The 18,495-nt window shown below is 53.4% G+C and carries 19 protein-coding genes and 3 tRNA genes; 6 read left to right on the top strand and 16 right to left on the bottom strand.

The genetic code is table 11. From position 1 onward, the window contains the following. Nucleotides 1-131: 131 nt before the first annotated feature. The 7 genes from pykF to QZQ97_RS07135 form a co-directional block, all read right to left on the bottom strand. Nucleotides 132-1,544 (bottom strand): pyruvate kinase PykF, encoded by a 1,413-nt coding sequence (gene pykF, locus QZQ97_RS07165; RefSeq protein ID WP_311992882.1) that lies wholly within the window; start codon nt 1,542-1,544, stop codon nt 132-134. Between the two features lie 11 nt (nt 1,545-1,555). Further along, nucleotides 1,556-1,915 (bottom strand): hypothetical protein, encoded by a 360-nt coding sequence (locus QZQ97_RS07160; RefSeq protein WP_147417737.1) that lies wholly within the window; start codon nt 1,913-1,915, stop codon nt 1,556-1,558. Between the two features lie 33 nt (nt 1,916-1,948). Then, the gene (locus QZQ97_RS07155) at nt 1,949-2,254 is read right to left on the bottom strand and encodes a cupin (RefSeq protein WP_311992881.1); all 306 of its coding nucleotides are present in this window, start codon (nt 2,252-2,254) and stop codon (nt 1,949-1,951) included. Nucleotides 2,255-2,395: 141 nt separating this feature from the next. Next, nucleotides 2,396-2,472: transfer RNA gene (locus tag QZQ97_RS07150), tRNA-Val, on the bottom strand. A 20-nt stretch (nt 2,473-2,492) separates the two neighbouring features. Continuing rightward, a tRNA-Val gene (locus QZQ97_RS07145) sits at nt 2,493-2,569 on the bottom strand. Nucleotides 2,570-2,589: 20 nt separating this feature from the next. Then, nucleotides 2,590-2,666, bottom strand: a tRNA-Val gene (locus tag QZQ97_RS07140). 192 nt (nt 2,667-2,858) lie between these two features. Continuing rightward, nucleotides 2,859-4,235: an MATE family efflux transporter gene (locus tag QZQ97_RS07135; RefSeq protein WP_311992880.1), complete on the bottom strand. Its 1,377-nt coding sequence runs from the start codon at nt 4,233-4,235 to the stop codon at nt 2,859-2,861. A gap of 243 nt (nt 4,236-4,478) precedes the next feature. Between QZQ97_RS07135 and QZQ97_RS07130 the strand changes: the two genes are divergently transcribed. Both QZQ97_RS07130 and QZQ97_RS07125 read left to right on the top strand, forming a co-directional pair. After that, on the top strand, nt 4,479-5,129 hold the full coding sequence (locus tag QZQ97_RS07130; protein WP_065506175.1) for a riboflavin synthase: 651 nt from the start codon (nt 4,479-4,481) through the stop codon (nt 5,127-5,129). Nucleotides 5,130-5,157: 28 nt separating this feature from the next. Next, nucleotides 5,158-5,454, top strand: a complete 297-nt coding sequence (locus tag QZQ97_RS07125) for an I78 family peptidase inhibitor (RefSeq protein ID WP_311992879.1) — start codon at nt 5,158-5,160, stop codon at nt 5,452-5,454. A gap of 70 nt (nt 5,455-5,524) precedes the next feature. Here QZQ97_RS07125 and cfa read toward each other — a convergent pair whose 3' ends face one another. Beyond that, nucleotides 5,525-6,676, bottom strand: a complete 1,152-nt coding sequence (gene cfa / locus QZQ97_RS07120) for a cyclopropane fatty acyl phospholipid synthase (protein WP_311992878.1) — start codon at nt 6,674-6,676, stop codon at nt 5,525-5,527. A gap of 342 nt (nt 6,677-7,018) precedes the next feature. Continuing rightward, on the bottom strand, nt 7,019-8,227 hold the full coding sequence (gene punC / locus QZQ97_RS07115) for a purine nucleoside transporter PunC (protein ID WP_311992877.1): 1,209 nt from the start codon (nt 8,225-8,227) through the stop codon (nt 7,019-7,021). A gap of 124 nt (nt 8,228-8,351) precedes the next feature. On the opposite strand from punC, the gene punR reads away from it, so the two are divergent. Beyond that, nucleotides 8,352-9,296 carry a DNA-binding transcriptional activator PunR gene (gene punR, locus QZQ97_RS07110; protein ID WP_311992876.1) on the top strand — a complete coding sequence of 315 codons (945 nt, stop codon included), beginning with the start codon at nt 8,352-8,354 and terminating at the stop codon, nt 9,294-9,296. On the opposite strand, the gene purR is transcribed toward punR, so the two are convergent. Continuing rightward, complete coding sequence (purR, locus tag QZQ97_RS07105; RefSeq protein ID WP_065506178.1) at nt 9,297-10,322, bottom strand: HTH-type transcriptional repressor PurR; 1,026 nt, start codon at nt 10,320-10,322, stop codon at nt 9,297-9,299. A 325-nt stretch (nt 10,323-10,647) separates the two neighbouring features. Between purR and cydH the strand changes: the two genes are divergently transcribed. Further along, nucleotides 10,648-10,737 carry a cytochrome bd-I oxidase subunit CydH gene (gene cydH, locus QZQ97_RS07100; protein WP_004943739.1) on the top strand — a complete coding sequence of 30 codons (90 nt, stop codon included), beginning with the start codon at nt 10,648-10,650 and terminating at the stop codon, nt 10,735-10,737. Between the two features lie 224 nt (nt 10,738-10,961). On the opposite strand, the gene QZQ97_RS07095 is transcribed toward cydH, so the two are convergent. Continuing rightward, nucleotides 10,962-11,780 carry a C40 family peptidase gene (locus QZQ97_RS07095; RefSeq protein ID WP_311992875.1) on the bottom strand — a complete coding sequence of 273 codons (819 nt, stop codon included), beginning with the start codon at nt 11,778-11,780 and terminating at the stop codon, nt 10,962-10,964. 414 nt (nt 11,781-12,194) lie between these two features. On the opposite strand from QZQ97_RS07095, the gene QZQ97_RS07090 reads away from it, so the two are divergent. Further along, on the top strand, nt 12,195-12,539 hold the full coding sequence (locus tag QZQ97_RS07090) for a Grx4 family monothiol glutaredoxin (RefSeq protein ID WP_013812676.1): 345 nt from the start codon (nt 12,195-12,197) through the stop codon (nt 12,537-12,539). 243 nt (nt 12,540-12,782) lie between these two features. On the opposite strand, the gene rnt is transcribed toward QZQ97_RS07090, so the two are convergent. Together rnt and gloA are read right to left on the bottom strand one after the other, a co-directional pair. Further along, nucleotides 12,783-13,472 (bottom strand): ribonuclease T, encoded by a 690-nt coding sequence (gene rnt / locus QZQ97_RS07085; protein ID WP_311992874.1) that lies wholly within the window; start codon nt 13,470-13,472, stop codon nt 12,783-12,785. 79 nt (nt 13,473-13,551) lie between these two features. Then, nucleotides 13,552-13,959, bottom strand: coding sequence for a lactoylglutathione lyase (gene gloA, locus QZQ97_RS07080; RefSeq protein WP_166728783.1), 408 nt, complete (start codon nt 13,957-13,959; stop codon nt 13,552-13,554). 313 nt (nt 13,960-14,272) lie between these two features. Here gloA and idi point away from each other — a divergent pair, with 313 nt between their 5' ends. Continuing rightward, the gene (gene idi, locus QZQ97_RS07075) at nt 14,273-14,812 is read left to right on the top strand and encodes an isopentenyl-diphosphate Delta-isomerase (protein WP_166728784.1); all 540 of its coding nucleotides are present in this window, start codon (nt 14,273-14,275) and stop codon (nt 14,810-14,812) included. Between the two features lie 110 nt (nt 14,813-14,922). Here the strand turns inward: idi and QZQ97_RS07070 are convergent, their stop codons facing one another. The 3 genes from QZQ97_RS07070 to eptA all read right to left on the bottom strand — a co-directional run bounded on the left by QZQ97_RS07070 (nt 14,923) and on the right by eptA (nt 18,472). Next, nucleotides 14,923-16,020 (bottom strand): alkene reductase, encoded by a 1,098-nt coding sequence (locus tag QZQ97_RS07070; RefSeq protein ID WP_311992873.1) that lies wholly within the window; start codon nt 16,018-16,020, stop codon nt 14,923-14,925. Between the two features lie 90 nt (nt 16,021-16,110). Beyond that, nucleotides 16,111-16,731, bottom strand: coding sequence for a TetR/AcrR family transcriptional regulator (locus QZQ97_RS07065; protein ID WP_311992872.1), 621 nt, complete (start codon nt 16,729-16,731; stop codon nt 16,111-16,113). Nucleotides 16,732-16,834: 103 nt separating this feature from the next. Then, entirely contained in the window at nt 16,835-18,472 is a 1,638-nt protein-coding gene (gene eptA, locus QZQ97_RS07060; protein WP_311992871.1) for a phosphoethanolamine transferase EptA, read from the bottom strand. Nucleotides 18,473-18,495 lie beyond the last annotated feature (23 nt).

The raw sequence follows: 18,495 nt of genomic DNA, 5'->3' as shown, positions 1-18,495 counted from the left end.
GACAACTCCGATTTGTAATTAGCTAAATAATGAGCAATCGGCGGTTGCGTTTTTGAGAAAACAGTTTACTACTGCTAAAAAAAACGCCGCAAAGCGGCGTTTTGGTCAAGACAATTATGTCACGTTTTATATTACAGCACGTGTACCGAGGCGGTATTGGTGGTGCCGCTAGGGACCAGAGCACCAGAAACCATCACCACAACGTCGCCTTTTTGCGCCAGGCCGCTGGCCAGCGCAGCTTCTTTGCCAATGCGATAGAAGTCGTCGGTAGAGGCGATTTCTTTGACCATTTGCGGCGTAACGCCTTTGGTCAGGATCAATTGGCGGGCAGTGACTTCGTTGGTCGTCAGGGCCAGAATCACGGCGTTAGGGAAGTATTTACGCACGGATTTGGCTGATTTACCGCCGCTGGTGGCAACCACAATCAATGGCGCGTCCAGTTTTTCTGCGGTTTCAACGGCACCACGGCAGACGGCTTCGGTGATGCGCAGTTTGCGGTTGTCATTGAGGCTGTCAATACGGCTTGGCATCACACGATCGGTACGCTCGCAGATGGTGGCCATGATGGTCACGGCTTCAAGCGGATATTTACCCTTGGCGCTCTCGCCTGACAGCATAACGGCGTCAGTACCGTCCAGAATGGCGTTCGCCACGTCGCCGGCTTCAGCACGGGTAGGGCGTGGGTTCTTGATCATCGAATCCAGCATTTGGGTGGCGGTGATCACCACTTTACGTGCGCGATTACATTTTTCGATCATCATCTTCTGCGCGAAGATCACTTCTTCTACCGGGATTTCTACGCCCAGATCGCCACGAGCTACCATGATGCCGTCAGAGGCTTCGAGGATTTCGTCGAAATTGTTCAGGCCTTCCTGGTTTTCAATTTTGGAGATGATCTGAATCTGCTCGCCGCCGTGGGCTTTCAAATGTTCGCGGATTTCCAGCACGTCTGAACGCTTGCGGATAAAGGAAGCGGCAACGAAGTCGACACCTTGCTCGCAGCCGAAAATCAGGTCGCGTTTGTCTTTTTCAGCCAGCGCAGGCAGTTGAATGGAAACGCCCGGCAGGTTAACGCCTTTGTTTTCGCCCAGGTCACCGCTGTTCAGCACTTTACAGATCACTTCGTTCTCGGTCACGTTAGTGACTTCCATGCCGATCAGGCCATCGTCAACCAGCACGGTATTGCCGATTTTCAGATCGGCGGCGAAGCCGGCGTAGGTAACGGCAACGCGTTCGTTATTGCCGATAACGCTCTGGTCGGTAGTGAAAGTGAAGGTCTGGCCGGCGACCAGCGCCGCGTCTTTACCGCCTTCCAGCTTCATGGTGCGGATTTCCGGGCCTTTGGTGTCCAGCAGGATGCCGGCGTTTTTACCGGTTTTCGCGATTACTGCGCGCATGTTCTTGATGCGGTTGCCGTGTTCTTCGTAATCGCCGTGGGAGAAGTTAAGACGCATTACGTTCATGCCTGCATTGAGCAGGTTGGTCAGCATTTCTTCCGATTCGGTTTTTGGACCGATGGTACAAACAATTTTGGTCTTTTTCATGACGGAGTTTTCTACAAGTTGTGATGGATAAAAAAACGAATAAAACCAGCGGCCAGGCCACCGGTATGGAATTTGAGTCGCGCCTGGTGGTGCAAAACACAGTTAAGGATAGGTGACCAGAGTTGAAATGGGGCGGAAAAATTCAGCCCGCGCCGGGGCGTAGGGATGCTGCGCAACATGATGAGATGAAAATGTGTTGTTATTGCGTTTTCGCAGATCAAGGGCTGAAACCATTCAACTGAAAGACGTTGCGCATTATAAAGGCTAAGCGACGGGAAACAAAATAAAAAACCGGTGATCAACGGCGGAACCGTCAAATCAGCAGCAAATGTGGCGCAAATGCAAATCACCAGCAGGTGTTTGTTGCGCAAATAACCTTACTGTGAACGCCACAATTGCCATAATCAATCTGCCGTGATGATTTCCAGCAGCGTGCCGGTGGTCAGACAGAAGCACCCGCTGGCGGTGTTGGCGGGAATGACGATCGTTTCACCGGCCACCAGGATCTGAGTATCACCGCCAACGGTGAATTCAAATTCACCGGCAACTACCTGCGTTTGCAATGAATGCTCCCGCTTTTGCAATTGCCCGAAGGTGCCAGCTTCGAATTTGACTTCTGCAGCCTGGGCGCCATTGCTCATTATGCCCTGGCGGCGGAGGAGGCCATTGTCGAGTTTTTCAAACGGAGTCTCAGCGGTAAATGTCAGCATTAAACCTGTCCTGAAAAGGTGTTAGCCCTGATGATATCGGGTACGGCTAGCGGTTAGAAAAGCAAACTTACGCGATCGCATGGGCAGTTTAGGGTAATGGAAGTATCGAACAGAAAGGGTGAACCTGAGGAAATAATGATTTGGTGCGTCCGAGTGGACTCGAACCACCGACCCCCACCATGTCAAGGTGGTGCTCTAACCAACTGAGCTACGGACGCACTGCACTGCTTTAGAAATTTGGTGCGTCCGAGTGGACTCGAACCACCGACCCCCACCATGTCAAGGTGGTGCTCTAACCAACTGAGCTACGGACGCACTGTACTGCTTTAGGAATTTGGTGCGTCCGAGTGGACTCGAACCACCGACCCCCACCATGTCAAGGTGGTGCTCTAACCAACTGAGCTACGGACGCATCTTTTCCTGTCTGTCATGGCTGACAGCGGGGACGAATATTAACGAGCTACCCGCGTGCTGGCAAGGAGAAAAACGTAATTTTATCCGGTATTTCACGCGATTGATGAGCTTGTGTGCAGTGCGGCGTTTTTTTCTGCAAACATGGACGAAGAAGCCACCGGCGGCCGAATCAACCGGCCGGTGGCGAAGTTTAACGGGCGGAACGCTGCAGGATCAGCGCAGCAGGCTGTTTTTGGAGCCAGCGCATGCGCGCCGCCATCATGAAGGCGGCAAAGGTCAGGCCGATGATAAAGCCAATCCAGAATCCGCTTGGCCCCATTGCCGGCACCAGGACATCGGTCAGCGCCAACACATAGCCGCTTGGCAGGCCCAGCACCCAATAAGCGATAAAGGTGATGAAGAAGATCGATCGGGTATCTTTATAACCGCGCAGGATACCGCTGCCGATCACCTGAATAGAATCGGAAATCTGATAAATGGCCGCAAGCAACATCAGGTGCGATGCCATGGCCACTACCGCCGGGCTGTCGTTGTACAGCAGGGCGATTTGTTCGCGGAAGGTGGCGGTAAACAGCGCGGTGCAACAGGCCATCAGAATGCCGACGCCGATAGCCGCATAGGCGGCAATCCGCGCGCCTTCGACCGCACCTTCGCCGAGCCGAAAGCCGACGCGAATGGTAGCGCTGACGCCAAGCGACAGCGGCAGCACGAACATCAATGCGCTGAAGTTAAGCGCAATCTGATGCCCGGCCACGGAAACGATGCCCAGTGGCGAGACCAGCAGGGCGACGATGGCGAACAGCGTCACCTCAAAAAACAGCGCCAACGCCACCGGCAGACCGATGCCGATGAGGCGTTTCATCGCCGGCCAATCCGGTCTGCGGTTGCTGCCTTCGTGCGGCAGGATGTCACGTTGCGACGGTGCGCGTTTTACATACCAGCGCATTGCCAGGAACATGAACCAGTAGACGCTGCCGGTCGCCACGCCGCAGCCGACGCCGCCCAGCTCCGGCATACCGAACTTGCCGTAGATGAAAATATAGTTAATCGGGATATTGACCAGCAGGCCGAGAAAGCCGATCACCATGCCGGGTTTTGTTTTCGACAACCCTTCGCATTGGCCGCGCAGCACCTGGAAGAACAGATAGCCCGGCGCGCCCCACATGATGGCATGCAGGTAGCCAACGGCTTTATCCGCCAACTGCGGATCGATATTGTGCATCATGTCGATCACGAACTTGCTGTTATACAGCACGAAAATGATCAGGACAGAGACCGCAGAAGCCAGCCAAAACCCTTGGCGTACCTGATGAGCAATGCGGTCGCGGCGGCCGGCGCCGTTAAGCTGTGCGATTACCGGAGTCAGCGCCAGCAGCAGGCCGTGGCCGAACAGAATGGCCGGTAGCCAGATAGAGGTACCGACGGCGACGGCGGCCATATCCGTGGCGCTATAAGCTCCGGCCATAATGGTATCGACCACACCCATTGCGGTTTGTGATATTTGCGCGATGATTACCGGAATTGCGAGGGCCAATAAACTACGCGCTTCAATGAAGTACTTCTGCACGCATACACCTTTTCTATATTATTTATGATTGAGGGAGGGTCGTCGCGAAAGGACAACAATTAAAAATAGCGGAATTTTGTCCAAAAGATTGTACGCGCTCGGCGTCGTTAAGCAAATGTTGTGACGAAATAGTTATTAAATGCGCAGGCGCGGACTTTTTGCCTCCCCGGGTTTGGTTTTCCACGCCAACTGGGGCAAACTGCCCCAAGCGCTTTAAAACATTTTCAGAAAGAAGAGGCTCACATGTTCACCGGTATCGTACAAGGCACCGCGCCGCTGGTCGCCATTGATGAAAAATCCAACTTCCGCACCCACGTCATCGAGATGCCTGCGGAACTGCTGCCAGGGCTGGAGCTCGGGGCGTCGGTGTCCCATAACGGCTGCTGCCTTACCGTCACCGCGGTGGAAGGCAACCGCGTCAGTTTTGATCTGATCAAAGAAACGTTGCGCCTGACCAATCTCGGCGAGCTGGCTTTGGGGGACGTGGTCAATATCGAAAGGGCGGCCAAATTTAACGATGAAATTGGCGGCCACCTGATGTCCGGCCATATTATCTGCACGGCGGAAGTCGCCAAGATTTATACCTCCGAAAATAATCGCCAGGTATGGCTGCGCATGCCGGATGCGGAACTGATGAAATACGTTCTGCACAAAGGTTTTATTGGCATTGACGGTATTAGCCTGACGATCGGAGAGGTGGTGAATAACCGTTTCTGCGTTCATCTGATCCCGGAAACGCTTGACCGTACCACGCTGGGCAAAAAACGCCTGGGTGACAAGGTGAATATTGAGATCGATCCACAAACGCAGGCGGTGGTAGACACCGTTGAGCGGGTGTTGGCGAGCCGCGAAGCGGCAATGGCGACGGCGAGCGCGCTGGCGCAGAAGATCTGACGGACAATAACCACAGAGGAGTAACCGCGTGAAGTTTTATGGGAAAACGTTAATGTTAACGGCGCTGCTGGCGCTGAGTGCCTGTAGCAGTTCACCTGAGCAGGACACGGCCAATCAGGCCGTTGATGCAGAAAATGATACCTGTGGTGCAGCGCAATACCAGAGTTACGTCGGTAAACCGATGTCGGCGCTGGAAGGCGTTCAGATTGAATCTCAGGTACGCGCTATTCCGTACAATTCGGCCGTTACTATGGACTTCAACCTGCGTCGCCTGAACTTCCTGGGCGACAGCGATGATAAAATCATTCGGGTTTATTGCGGCTGATCAACCCTTGGTTAGCGAATAATATAAAACGACCCCGGTGCAAACCGGGGTCGTTTCTTTATTGCATTAATCAGCGTGGGACGCGGATACCGCCTTCAATGCCTTTCGGGCTAAGCACTACCTGCCACAATTGAATATCGCGCGCACGGAATGCCCCTGCACAGGCATTCAGGTAATAGCTGAACATGCGTTCGAAACGTTCTGAATAACGCTGGGCCAACTGCGGCCAGGCCTGCCTGAAGCGTTCATACCAGACCATCAGCGTACGATCATAATCGGCGCCAATATTGTGCCAATCTTCCATCACGAAACGCCCCTCGCTGGCTTTGGCTATTTGCGTGATTGAAGGCAGGCAACCATTCGGGAAGATATATTTGTTGATCCACGGGTCAACATTCATATCTGTCCGATTCGAACCAATGGTATGCAGCAGGAAAAGGCCGTCCGGTTTTAAATTACGCTCTACCACCTTGAAGTAGGTGCGATAATTTTTTGGGCCAACGTGCTCAAACATGCCGACGGAGGCAATGCGATCAAACTGCTGGTGCAGGTCGCGATAGTCCTTTAGCAGGATTTCAACGTCCAGCCCGGTGCAGCGCTCCTGCGCCAGCTTTTGCTGTTCGGCGGAGATGGTTACGCCCACAACGGAAACGCCATAGTTTTTCGCCGCAAAGGCGGATAGACCTCCCCAACCACAACCTATATCCAGTAATTTCATGCCTGGTTGCAGCTGCAGTTTCTCGCAAATCATTCGCAGCTTGGCTTCCTGCGCTTCTTCGAGCGTGGTCGCCTCTTTCCAATAGGCGCAGGAATATTGCATATAGGGATCGAGCATCAGCGTAAAAAGATCGTTTCCGAGATCGTAATGTTCTTTACCGACAATCCAGGCGCGTTTCTTCGATTGCAAATTGGTTAATCGCGCGGCGGCAATACGCAGAGTGTCTTTCAAATGGTGGGGGAGTTTCTTTTCAAGGCCGGCGCTGACTACGCGTTGAAAGAAAATATCCAGCCGTTCGCATTCCCACCAGCCGTCCATATAACTTTCGCCCAGGCCGAGAGAACCTTCCTGCAGCACGCGTTTAAAAAAATTAGGGTTTTTAACCTGAATATCGAAAGGGCGTGAGCCGTTTATTTCAATACCGGCCATGTTGAGCATTTCATGAGCGATACGGTACCATGGGTTGTCTTGAATGCTCACATCTTCTATACACGATGAACTCATAGCTTCTCCATCACCTTCTTCTGACTTATGACCCGCCAGAAAATAGCTTAGACAATTTCTGTGGGTGCATACGTTTACCTACGATGAAAAGTCACCTTGGCGTCTGATATCCGACTATGAACAGAGGAAAATTTTAAGAAGACTCCAGCGCAATAGGCACGGGATAAACAAATCCTTAAAAAAGTGTGACGCCTTACGCGTACACAACAGCTACTTGTGATAATAAGATTATAAAAGTGTTATTTTAAAAGGTCGTTTTGAGTATAGGCTTGCCGAGGCGCTGACTCAACAGTAAATCGCACTCGGCAAAAATATTCTTTAAGTGATTATTAGTTATGGTAATTATGACGCAGAGTTAGCATGTTTCTGTCGCACCGTCTGTGCATCATCAACCACTTTTCCCCGTTGCAACATATAGCCCAACGCGGCTAATACGACCGTTGAAACCATTACCGTTACCGTCGCCAACAGCGGTTGGGCTATAAAGGCCGAAACCAATAGGCTGGCGACAAAGCACAACCCCAACTGCAATGTATTTTGCAGGGCTGCGGCTTTACCCGTCCCTTCCGGGAAGGGCATCAACGCATTCGCCACTACGATCGGGTAGCAGGCTCCGTTGACCAGCGCCATCAGACAGAATGGAATCAATAATGTGGTCAGCGTAGGCTCGGTCATTGTTGCCACCAGATATAACGCCACCATGCTGATGCCATAACCTACCAGCAGCCACGGCAGTAGGGTGTTGCCGTTAATGCGATTTAACGCCGTACGGCAACCGTAACCGCCTAACAAGAATGCCAGTGTCTGCGGGACATAACTCAGGCCAATATCATTGGGGCTGTAACCCATATCGCCAAGAATAAACGGCGAGCCGGTCAGCCAGGCAAAAAAACCGGCAGAGCAGGCGGCAAAGATGGTGACGTTGCCGCTGAATACCGGCGATTTCAGCAGTTGGAAGAAGCTCAGGGAGTTTTTCTGTTGGGCAGATGGCGCGCTTTTGGCGCTTTCCTTCAGCAACAGCGTCGGCAGCAGCAAAATGACGGTGATACCCAGTAGAACGGCAAAAATTGCCCGCCATCCCATGTGGTTCAGCAGCCAGGCCCCTACCAAGGGTGCCAGTGCAGGTGAAAGTGCGACCAGTGGCATAATGGTGGCGAATACGCGATTGGCCTTGCCTTCACGATAGCGGTCTATGACCAACGCCTGCCAGGTGACGGCGGCTGAGCACACACCGATCGCCTGAATAAAGCGCAATGACCACAACTGGACGGCATTCTGCACCCATAGCATGCCGAGGCAGCCCAGGGCAAACAACGCCAGGCCGATCAGCAGCACGGGTTTACGGTCCAAATTATCGGAGAGCGGCCCCCAGAGCAGTTGAGCAAAGGCAAAACCGGCCAGGAAAATGCTCAGGCTGGCGCTGATTGCGCCGGCGGAAATTTGCAGATCCTGCTGCATGACGCCAAAGGCGGGCAGATACATGTCGGTGGCCAGGTAACCCAGCATGCTCAGGCCGGCAAGATAGAACATAAAACCAAAGGAATTTCGCATGGTATTTCTCATTAGTATTTTATTGTCGCAGGTTTTTAGCGCCGGCAAGTGTATCCGGCTGGATCTCTGCTTGTGAAACGGTAATATTTGCGAAGTGCTGTTAAAAAAATTGAAGGCAAAAACCATGTGGTCTGAATATTCTCTTGACGTAGTGGATGCGGTCGCCCGCACCGGCAGCTTCAGTGCGGCGGCGCAGGAACTGCACCGGGTGCCTTCGGCAGTTAGCTATACCGTACGGCAACTGGAACAATGGTTGGCGGTTCCGCTATTTGAGCGGCGTCATCGTGATGTAGAACTGACGCCGGCCGGCGTGATATTTATTCAGGAGGCGCGCGGTGTCATCAAAAAAATGCTCGACACTCGCAGGCAGTGCCAGCAGGTGGCCAATGGTTGGCGCGGCCAATTAAAAATTGCCGTGGATATCATCGTCAAGCCGCAGCGTAGCCGCCAGTTGGTGCTGGATTTTTACCGTCATTTCCCCGATGTTGAGTTGCTGATCCAACCGGAAGTGTTTAACGGCGTGTGGGATGCGTTGGTGGACGGCCGCGCCGATATGGCGATCGGCGCTACGCGAGCGGTGCCTGTCGGCGGCGGCTTTGCCTTTCGTGACATGGGCGATATGCGCTGGTTGTGTGTCGCCAGCCCGCAGCATCCTTTGGCGGCGTTGGATGGCCTGCTGAACGATGATCAGCTCCGGCCTTTCCCTTCCCTGTGTCTGGAGGATACCTCGCGCAATCTGCCCAAACGTGTTACCTGGACGTTGGATAACCAGCGGCGGTTGGTGGTACCGGATTGGGCATCTGCGGTGGACTGTTTGTGCGCTGGCTTGTGCGTTGGCATGATGCCTGCGCATCAGGTGCTGCCGTTGGTGCAGCGTGGCGAATTGGTGGCGTTGCAACTGCAGCAGCCATTTCCCGCCAGCCCATGCTGCCTGACCTGGCAGCAAAATACCCCGTCGCCGGCGATGGCCTGGTTACTGGACTACCTGGGGGACAGTGAAACCTTGAACCAGGAATGGCTGAGTGAAGTGATGCCGGAAACCGCTTTGGCTCCCGGCGATAGTGAGTGACTAGCGGCGGTAATCGATGAAGGGGCCGTCTGCGACCGAGCGGCGTTCAACCAGCTTCGGATGCACTTCAATGACCTGTGACTCTTCGCGCTTGCTGATGATGCGATCCAGAAGCATGGTGAACGCCATCTCACCCAAACGCTCTTTGGGCTGATGGATCGTCGTCAACGCCGGGGTGAAATAGCGCGCGTTGCGCACGTTATCGTAGCCAATGACTGAAATATCCTGCGGTACTCGCAGCCCCAGCTCATCGGCGGCACAGATAGCGCCCATCGCCATGATATCGCCGCCGCAGAATACCGCCGTTGGGCGTTGTTTCTGCGACAATATCTGATGCATGGCCTTGTAGCCGGATTCCGGTTCGAAGTCGCCCTGAACAATCCACTCGTCGCGTACCTCGATATTGGCCTCTTCCATGGCTTTCAAAAAGCCCTGATGGCGACCTCCACCGGTATTGCGCGCCAATTGGCCCGGAATGGCGCCAATATCGCGGTGCCCGCGCTCGATCAGATAGCGGCCTGCCAGATAACCGCCTTCGAAGGCGTTGTCGATAATGGTATCGGTAAAATCACCGCGTGCTGCGCCCCAGTCCATGACCACCATTGGGATGTTACGGTAATCTTCCAGCATCCCCAGCAATTGATCCGGGTATTCCGAGCACATCACCAGCAGGCCATCGACGCGTTTTTGCGCCAGCATCGCCAGATAAGCGCGTTGCTTGTCCAGGTTATTGTGCGAATTACACAGGATCAGCGTATAGCCTTTGCTGTAGCAGCTGTTTTCCACCGCTTCGATCACTTCGGCAAAATAGGGCGCTTCGCTGGAGGTGGCCAGCAGGCCAATAGATTTGGTGTGATTGACCTTCAGGCTGCGCGCCACGGCGCTGGGAGAATAATGCAGCTCTTTGATCGCGGCCCCGACGGCCGCTTTAGTCTCTTCGGCGACGAAACGAGTCTTATTGATGACGTGCGAAACGGTGGTGGTGGAAACGCCAGCGCGTTTGGCCACATCTTTAATCGTTGCCATGTAAAGAATGACTCCTGAACTCACATGTTGCAGCATGTAAGTGTGATGTTAATCGTTTGCCTGCGTAGATCCTTCTTCCAAATAAGCGAAGCTGAGTTTTTAGTGTGTTGAAGTCGTCAGCGTTTGGTCAAGGAGGGGCATTTTTGCCGGTACGCAGTTGTGAACTGCGAATTTTGTCCCATATTGAGCCAAAGTGGAAGAGGTAATCGGTATTATAAACCGGGAAATGATAACAAGATTTTATTCCCTAACTGTGGGAAAATGGTTTGACGCATTAATTGTGTGCCTTTTATCCTTGGGAAAACCCGTCTGAAAAGGAGTTGTAATGGATACCGATCTGAAAATGTCACTGTTCACTACTGTGTGCGCGCTGGCCGTTATTATTGCTTTTAGCTTCACCGCGGCGTTGAACTGATCCCCGGTTGTCACACTGGCGCAGTCCGCTGCGCCTGTTCGCGTTTTCCCGCCAGTACGTCATATTTTTCACAAATAGCCAGCCACACCCATGCCCGGAAATTTTTCATGTGGGTTCGTTACACTGTGGTCAGAGCACGGCGAAAGCACCGAAGGCCAGAACGATTACAGTGATTGCAGTAGCTTGCGAGGGGGCGGCTGGGAGAGTGCCAGCCGCGGGGGATATTATCGAATGGTTTTCGGCGTTACCACACGGCGCGCGCCAATGTAGTGGTTTTGCCAGTAGTCGTTGTCCAGCTGGCTGATACGGATTTCCTCGCCGGTACGCGGAGACTGAATGAATTTGCCGTTGCCCAGATAGACGCCGACATGATCGGCCACACCGCGGTTGTTGATGCGGAAGAATACCAGGTCACCGCTTTCCAGTTCGTTTTTCTTGATCGGCGCTGCGTCGCGCAGGTGATACATCTCGTTGGCGGTGCGCGGCATCTTGATTTTCACGACGTCTTTATAGGCGTAATAAATCAGGCCGCTGCAGTCGAAGCCGGTTCTCGGCGAAGTGCCGCCCCAGCGATAAGGTTTGCCCATTTGATCCATCAGCTTGGCCATGGCGGTTTGCTTGGCGTGCTGATAGCGCTTTTTGTGCGCCGGGCTGAGTTTCAGTGGCTTATCGTCACGCACCAGTTTGGCGGTGGCCATACCGGCTTCCCGGTGGCGGCCATAGCCTTTTTTGTAACCCTTTTTCGGCGGGGTTACTTTGATTTTGGCTATTTTCTGGGTTGAGTGTTTCGATTTGGCGCTAACGATCTTTTTAGCGGTTTTCTCTGTTTTGGCTTTGGAAACCTTGGCAGTTTTTTGCGGCGCAGTGACTTTCACTTTTTTGCTGGTCTTTGCCGCTTTCTTTTTCTTGCGGTCATCCGGCCGAGCTTCATTAACGTGGCTCTTGCGCTGCTCGGCGGCAACACGCGCCTGTGGCGCAGCGTGCGCCAGATTTAAGAATAGCTGTGTAAACAACAGCACAAAAAGCGTAAGAATTAAACGCATGTCGACGTTACCAACCTTGGCCCCGGAACAGATATCGAAAGAATGACAGTATTCCCCAATTTCGCCATATAAAACAGCGAAGAACTCATAAATGATAATCCATATTGTGAGAAAACGTTAACGGCATTTTTTTCGCTGAAAAATCAATCCATTGATGTATAAAAAATCACCTTTCCCCGTTGCCGGAATTATTAAAAGGTGCTGAGCGACGGAAAAATATATTAGTGAAATGGTCGGATTAAAAATGTTATTCTGAGCGTATGTTTTAACCGGAATGGCCTTGCCGGTGAGACGCGATTGGCAACGGGGGAATGCCCTTGCAAAAGATGGCGTTTTCTTGCGACTGTTCCAGCCGCTACAATAGCCAGTGTGATGCATGTTGTAGCCATGAGATGTGGCTTGAGGAAGCAATAAATGACGACGATTGAAAAAATTCAACAGCAGATCGGTGAGAACCCTATTTTGCTGTACATGAAAGGTTCACCGAAACTGCCAAACTGCGGTTTCTCTGCGCAAGCGGTACAGGCATTGTCTGCTTGTGGTGAGCGCTTTGCCTACGTTGATATTCTGCAGAACCCGGATATCCGTTCCGAGTTGCCGAAATATGCCAACTGGCCGACTTTCCCGCAGCTGTGGGTAGACGGTGAGCTGGTAGGCGGCTGCGATATCATTATTGAAATGTATCAGCGCGGCGAACTGCAGCAGCTGATCAAAGAAACGGCAGAGAAGTATAAAGAGCAAGAAGACCAGCAGCCATAACGACTCGGGTTTATTGCAATAAGACATCGGGCGGCGCCAGTGCTACTGGGCCGCCCGATTTATTTGTAGTTTATACCCGTCATCTTTCAAGCTGCAGCGTTGTTACCTGCACTCAGTTATGTGGCCCTTCCATGGGCCACACCCCTTCGGGGCCGCTGTGAGCAGCATTTGTCACCCCAGTTACTTGACTGAAGTAAGCGCCTGGGGATGAGCTGGCTGGGCAGCCTGGCTGCAACTTGAAAGCTATAGGGTAGTGTCAGCATCACCGATGGCCAGCGGCCATCCGCCAAGGCGTTTCCAGCGGTTAACCAGCTCGCAGAACAGTTGAGCGGTTTGTTCGGTGTCGTACAAGGCCGAATGCGCCTGGGTGCTGTCGAACGGAATATCGGCGGCAATACAGGCTTTGGCCAACACGGTTTGCCCCAACACCAGCCCGCTCAGCGCTGCGGTGTCAAAGGTGGCGAATGGGTGGAAAGGGTTGCGCTTCAGGCTTGCGCGTTCTGCTGCGGCCATCAGAAAACTGTGATCAAAGTTGGCGTTGTGCGCCACGATAATCGCCCGGTTACAGCCGCGATCCTTGATGCCTTTACGCACCGCTTTAAAAATGGTGTGCAACGCATCGTATTCACTGACTGCGCCACGCAACGGGTTATGTGGATCGATACCGTTGAATGCCAGCGCTTCGGGTTGCAGGTTAGCGCCTTCAAAAGGTTCAACGTGAAAGTGCAGGGTTTCATCCTGCTGCAACCAGCCTTCTTCGTCCATTTTTAACGTAACGGCGGCAATCTCCAGCAGCGCGTCGGTTTTGGCATTAAATCCGGCGGTTTCTATATCTATCACTACGGGATAAAACCCACGAAAACGACCACTCAGGGCGTTAAGATCACTTTTTTCGGCCATCAGTTTCTTATCTTCATCGAATACAGCGCGCATTATGGCAAATTTTACGCCCGGTTGCAGGCGGTTATCGCAGGCATAACAAGAAGGGCGCCGAAAGCGCCCCTTATCGGTCTCAGTGGCCGAGACCCTGACCGGCATGTTTGTTCTCGATCAGTTCGATCTTATAGCCGTCCGGATCTTCGACAAAGGCGATAATCGTGGTGCCGCCTTTGACCGGCCCGGCTTCACGGCTCACTTTACCACCGGCGCTGCGAATACTGTCGCAAGTGGCGGCCACATCGTCGACGCCCAACGCCAGATGGCCGAACGCGGTGCCCATTTCGTAGCTGTCGGTGCCCCAGTTATAGGTCAGCTCAATCACTGCGCCTTCGCTTTCATCGGTATAACCGACAAAGGCCAACGAGTATTTGTATTCAGGGTTCTCGCTGGTGCGCAGCAGGCGCATGCCTAATACCTTGGTATAGAAGTCGATGGAGCGTTGCAGGTCACCGACGCGGATCATGGTATGGAGTAAGCGCATAATTCCTCTGATTGGGTGTGCCGTCGTCAACGGCGAATGGATTGAAGCCAATCCAGTATAGCGTTGCCGTATAAGGGATTTCAATGTATCGACATGGCTAAGGCATGAAGATAAAGGTGACAACGTCACCAGTGCATCGACTATGCTGATGATAACCGCACAGTATGCTGTCGGTCGAATCAGGGAAATAAGTACTATTAACCCCCCTCAAGGGGATCGGGGCCTGGTAGCAGGCCAGGGTTGGATCGCAAATTTGAGTCTGGTCAGGTTTTTATCAGTACGAAGTCATCGCTCTTGCCGAAGGAGGCCATTAATGGATGAAATGCTGATTCTGGTTGATGCCGATGATAATTCCATCGGCTCGCAAACAAAAACGCGGATACATCAGCAAGGGTTGTTGCACCGGGCGTTTTCAATTTTCATATTCGATAGCCAGGGGCGTTTACTGCTGCAACAACGAGCTTTCAGTAAATATCATTCGGGTGGATTATGGACCAACAGCTGCTGTGGCCACCCGCGCTGGGGAGAGGCGACGACAGCCGCGGCGCAGCGTCGGCTACAGGAGGAGATGGGGTTCAGCAGCGAGTTGCGGCAGGTCTCCAGCTTCATTTATCGGTCAGAGGTGCCGGGCGACTTAATTGAGCACGAGTTCGATCATATTTACGTGGGATTATTTGATGGCGAACCTCAGGGGGATCCTGCAGAAGCCCATAGCTGGTTGTGGATGGATATCCAGCAATTAACCGATGAGATAAAACGGAGCCCAGATAGATTTACCGTTTGGTTTCGGGAAATAATGAGTACTGTCGATGCCAATGAGATCGCACGTTGGGCGAGGTTGGTGACCCATTAATTTCACTTGCATTGTTCGACAGATAGCGACCTTTACCCGCGCCAGCGGCTTTGCCGATAAACAGCAAAAAGCCCGCCGGCATTTGCACACCGGCGGGCTTTTCATCTTACTTACAGCGTAGGGTAATCGGTGTAACCCTCGGCGCCGCCACCGTAGAAGGTTTCCGCTTGCGGTTCGTTCAGCGGTGCGTTCTGTTTGAAACGCTCGACCAGATCCGGGTTGGCGATATAGCTGCGGCCGAAGGCCACCGCATCGATAAAGCCTTTGTTGATCAGCTCTTCGGCTTTCTCGGCGGTGTAGGCACCTGCGCCGACAATCACCCCTTTAAAGCGGGCGCGTACTGAATCGCGGAAGGCGTTGGAATAAGGCTTGCCACCGGCCCAGTCCGGTTCGGAAATATGCAGGAAAGCGATGTTGCGCTTATTCAACTCTTCGACCAGATACAGCGCCGCTTCTTCCTGATCTTCACCGTTATCCAGACCATTGAACGGGCCCAACGGCGAAATGCGGATGCCGATATGATCTGAACCCCATTCTGCGATGGTGGCGTCGACCACTTCCAGCGTCAGGCGTGTGCGGTTTTCGATGCTGCCGCCGTACTGATCGGTGCGCTGGTTGGAGGCTGGCGACATGAACTGGTGCAGCAGATAACCGTGGGCCGCGTGCAATTCGACAAAGTCGAAACCGGCTTCACGCGCATTGGCGGTTGCCTGGCGGAAATCATTGATAATGCCCGGGATCTCTTCGGTTTCCAGCGCGCGCGGGGTAGAAGTTGGAACCCGTACCCAGGCACCGGTTTCGTCGCGCACGGTAGTGCGGGTGTCGGCATTGATCGCGGAAGGGGCTACCGGCGCCTGTTGGCCCGGTTGCAGGCTAGTGTGAGAGATGCGGCCCACATGCCACAACTGAACGGCGATATGGCCGTTTTTATCGTGTACGGCCTGGGTGATTTTTTTCCACGCGGCGATCTGCTCTGGGGTATGCAGCCCCGGAGCGCCGGCATAGCCTTTCGCCTGGAAAGAAATCTGGGTGGCTTCGGTAACGATCAGCCCGGCGCTGGCGCGCTGGGCATAATATTCCGCCATCAACGGCGTTGGAATATCGCCAGGCTCAATGCTGCGCAGACGCGTCAGCGGGGCCATAAACACGCGGTTTGGCAAAGTTGCAGAGCCAACCTTCAGCGGGGAGAACAATTTTTCAATCTTCATAGTGCATCCTATATTAATAGACCGGTCGACTAGTGCGAGTTAAACAGCTGCCCAACAGGGTGATTTTTCGGTAAAGCTCGGGTGTTGCGTTTACGGCTGCGGCGGGCGCAACAGCAATTCAATACTTTCCAGCGCGCTGGTCAGCGGGGCGACCGAACGGCGGATTTTGGCACGCAGCGAAGCGCCAAGCCACAGCGAATACAGCGTTTCTGCGGTGGCCGCCGGGCTCATGGTTATAGACAGCGATCCTTCGCGGATGCCGCGCTCGATGGCATCCTGCAGATGACCAATCACCCGTGCGGTGCCGGTTTCCAACGCGTGGCGCATGGGTTCCGACAGGTCGCTCACTTCGGCTGAGAGTTTCACCGCCAAACAGGCGTTATGGCATTCGCTGCGGCAATGGAAGCTGATCGCCTGGGCATAATAGCTCAGCAGCTGGTGGCGAGCGTCGCTTTTATCGTCGCTAAACAGCCGTTGCATTTCAGTGTCGTAGTGTTCGAAATAACGCTGCAACATTCCCTCGCCGAAGGCTTCCTTCGAGCGGAAATAGTGATAGAACGAGCCTTTCGGCACACCCGCCGTGGTCAGCAGTTCGCTCAGCCCCATGCCGGTAAAACCCAGGCGCAGGCTAAGTGTCTCGCCGGTAGCGAGCAGATGTTCACGGGTATCTACAGGGCAATGTGCATGTTTTGTCATAATGGGGATAAGCATAATAGACCGATTGGTCTAGGTCAATAACAATAAAAAAACCGGCGTAAAAACGCCGGTGACGAAGTGCGGTATTTTGCCCGAGCGGGAGGCAGAAGTTAAGCCTTCATGCTCCGCTGCGGCAGTGCTGCAAAATATCCAGTTGCGACTGATACTCGCGAGTTTGCACGTTCAGCATACCGAGCAGGGTATGGAACAGATTATCTTGCGAGATCTCATCCTTTTCGGCCATGTTGCTCAGACACTGGCGATCAACCTTGAAGTTGCGCTCATAGTCGGCGGACATCCACATCAGGAAAGGAACGTGGGTCTGCTGGCTGGGGGCGAACACATAAGGCGTACCGTGCAGGTACATACCATTTTCACCCAGGGATTCGCCGTGATCGGAGAGGTAAACCAGCGCGGTATTGAACTTGTCACTGTGCTGTTGCAGCAGCTTGATGGTGTCGTCCAGCATGGCGTCGGTATACAGCAGTGAGTTGTCATAAGTATTCACCAACTGCTCATGGGTGCAATCCTGGATCTGATTGCTGTTGCAGGTTGGCGAGTACTTCTGGAACTCGGGCGTGCTGCGGCGGAAATAGGCCGGCCCGTGGCTACCCATCTGGTGCAGCACGATCACGCTATCGTCTTTCAGGCCGTTGATATAGTCATTCAGCTTATACAGCAGCACGTTATCCATACAGACGTCGCCGTCGCAATCCTGCGGCAGTTTCAGCTTGGTCATATCGACGTGCGGTACGCGATCGCAGGCGCCCTTGCACCCGCCGTCGTTTTCGCGCCACAGAACATTGACGCCTGCATGCGCCAGTACGTCGAGCATGCCTTCCTGGTGGGTCGCCAGAGTGGCATCGTAATCTTTGCGCGGCATATTGGAAAACATGCAGGGGACAGAGATCGCGGTTTCGGTACCGCAGGAACTGGTGTTTTTAAAGTACACCACGTTGTCTTGCTTGAGGCGCGGGTTGGTTTCACGCTCGTAGCCGCCCAGCGAAAAGTTCTCGGCGCGGGCGGTTTCACCCACGACCAGGACCACCAGCGTTTTCTTTTGTTGTCCGGCGATCAGCGGCCCTTTACGTGCATCTTCGCCGATTTTCACCAGCGGCAGGTTACGGGTAAAATAGCGCTGTTGGGTAAACTTGAGGGTGCCGGAAACGAAGTTCGATGGCGTCAGCATTTTCACCACGCTTTTGTTGTTGCGGATCAACGAGGCGTAATCCTTATAAAACAGCGCGGCGATAATCAGTATCACCACCACCGAGAGCATCACGTTGGCGGCACGCAGCCCGGCCATATACCACCACGGACGGGTTTTGCGGATGTCGGTAAAGCACACCAACACCGCAGGCAAGATGCCAAGTAGCGCCAGCCACAACCCCATTCGCGGCGTCAATAGCGCCGTTGCTTCTTGCGGATTGGTCTCGAAGGCGTTTTGCATCATGTTGCCGTCGATAACTATGCCGTAGCTGAACATAAAGTAGTTGGCGGTTGCGCTGCCGAGCAGAAAGAAAATCATCAGCGGTTTGCGCAGGAAAGGCACGGTCAATACGCTGAAGATAATGTTCAGTGCGCAGAAAATCACTACCGGCATGGTGGCGGCGAAGATCAGGTTGTGGACGTTATCGAAATTGATATACGACCAGGCCTTATGCAGGAATAACGCGTTCTGGAACAGAGTGAAAAACAAGGCGCTGGCGAGGATAAACCCCAGGCTGTTGCACTGTAAGCGTTGACGTAACCACATTGCCGAATCTGAATCCTGATAAT

It is taken from the genome of Serratia sp. root2 (genome assembly GCF_031931805.1).
GTDB classification, from domain to species: domain Bacteria; phylum Pseudomonadota; class Gammaproteobacteria; order Enterobacterales; family Enterobacteriaceae; genus Serratia; species Serratia inhibens.
Note: the sequence above shows the minus strand (reverse complement) of the source record. Positions and strands in the feature narration are given on the sequence as shown.

Excerpts from the sequence above, each read along its gene's own strand:
- purR (WP_065506178.1), bottom strand. The coding sequence starts at position 10,322 with ATGGCAACGATTAAAGATGTGGCCAAACGCGCTGGCGTTTCCACCACC.
- rnt (WP_311992874.1), bottom strand. The coding sequence starts at position 13,472 with ATGCGCGCTGTATTCGATGAAGATAAGAAACTGATGGCCGAAAAAAGT.
- idi (WP_166728784.1), top strand. The coding sequence starts at position 14,273 with ATGGATGAAATGCTGATTCTGGTTGATGCCGATGATAATTCCATCGGC.
- QZQ97_RS07065 (WP_311992872.1), bottom strand. The coding sequence starts at position 16,731 with ATGCTTATCCCCATTATGACAAAACATGCACATTGCCCTGTAGATACC.
- QZQ97_RS07070 (WP_311992873.1), bottom strand. The coding sequence starts at position 16,020 with ATGAAGATTGAAAAATTGTTCTCCCCGCTGAAGGTTGGCTCTGCAACT.
- eptA (WP_311992871.1), bottom strand. The coding sequence starts at position 18,472 with ATGTGGTTACGTCAACGCTTACAGTGCAACAGCCTGGGGTTTATCCTC.
- cfa (WP_311992878.1), bottom strand. The coding sequence starts at position 6,676 with ATGAGTTCATCGTGTATAGAAGATGTGAGCATTCAAGACAACCCATGG.
- cydH (WP_004943739.1), top strand. The coding sequence starts at position 10,648 with ATGGATACCGATCTGAAAATGTCACTGTTCACTACTGTGTGCGCGCTG.
- QZQ97_RS07090 (WP_013812676.1), top strand. The coding sequence starts at position 12,195 with ATGACGACGATTGAAAAAATTCAACAGCAGATCGGTGAGAACCCTATT.
- gloA (WP_166728783.1), bottom strand. The coding sequence starts at position 13,959 with ATGCGCTTACTCCATACCATGATCCGCGTCGGTGACCTGCAACGCTCC.
- QZQ97_RS07155 (WP_311992881.1), bottom strand. The coding sequence starts at position 2,254 with ATGCTGACATTTACCGCTGAGACTCCGTTTGAAAAACTCGACAATGGC.
- QZQ97_RS07130 (WP_065506175.1), top strand. The coding sequence starts at position 4,479 with ATGTTCACCGGTATCGTACAAGGCACCGCGCCGCTGGTCGCCATTGAT.
- punC (WP_311992877.1), bottom strand. The coding sequence starts at position 8,227 with ATGCGAAATTCCTTTGGTTTTATGTTCTATCTTGCCGGCCTGAGCATG.
- QZQ97_RS07095 (WP_311992875.1), bottom strand. The coding sequence starts at position 11,780 with ATGCGTTTAATTCTTACGCTTTTTGTGCTGTTGTTTACACAGCTATTC.
- punR (WP_311992876.1), top strand. The coding sequence starts at position 8,352 with ATGTGGTCTGAATATTCTCTTGACGTAGTGGATGCGGTCGCCCGCACC.
- pykF (WP_311992882.1), bottom strand. The coding sequence starts at position 1,544 with ATGAAAAAGACCAAAATTGTTTGTACCATCGGTCCAAAAACCGAATCG.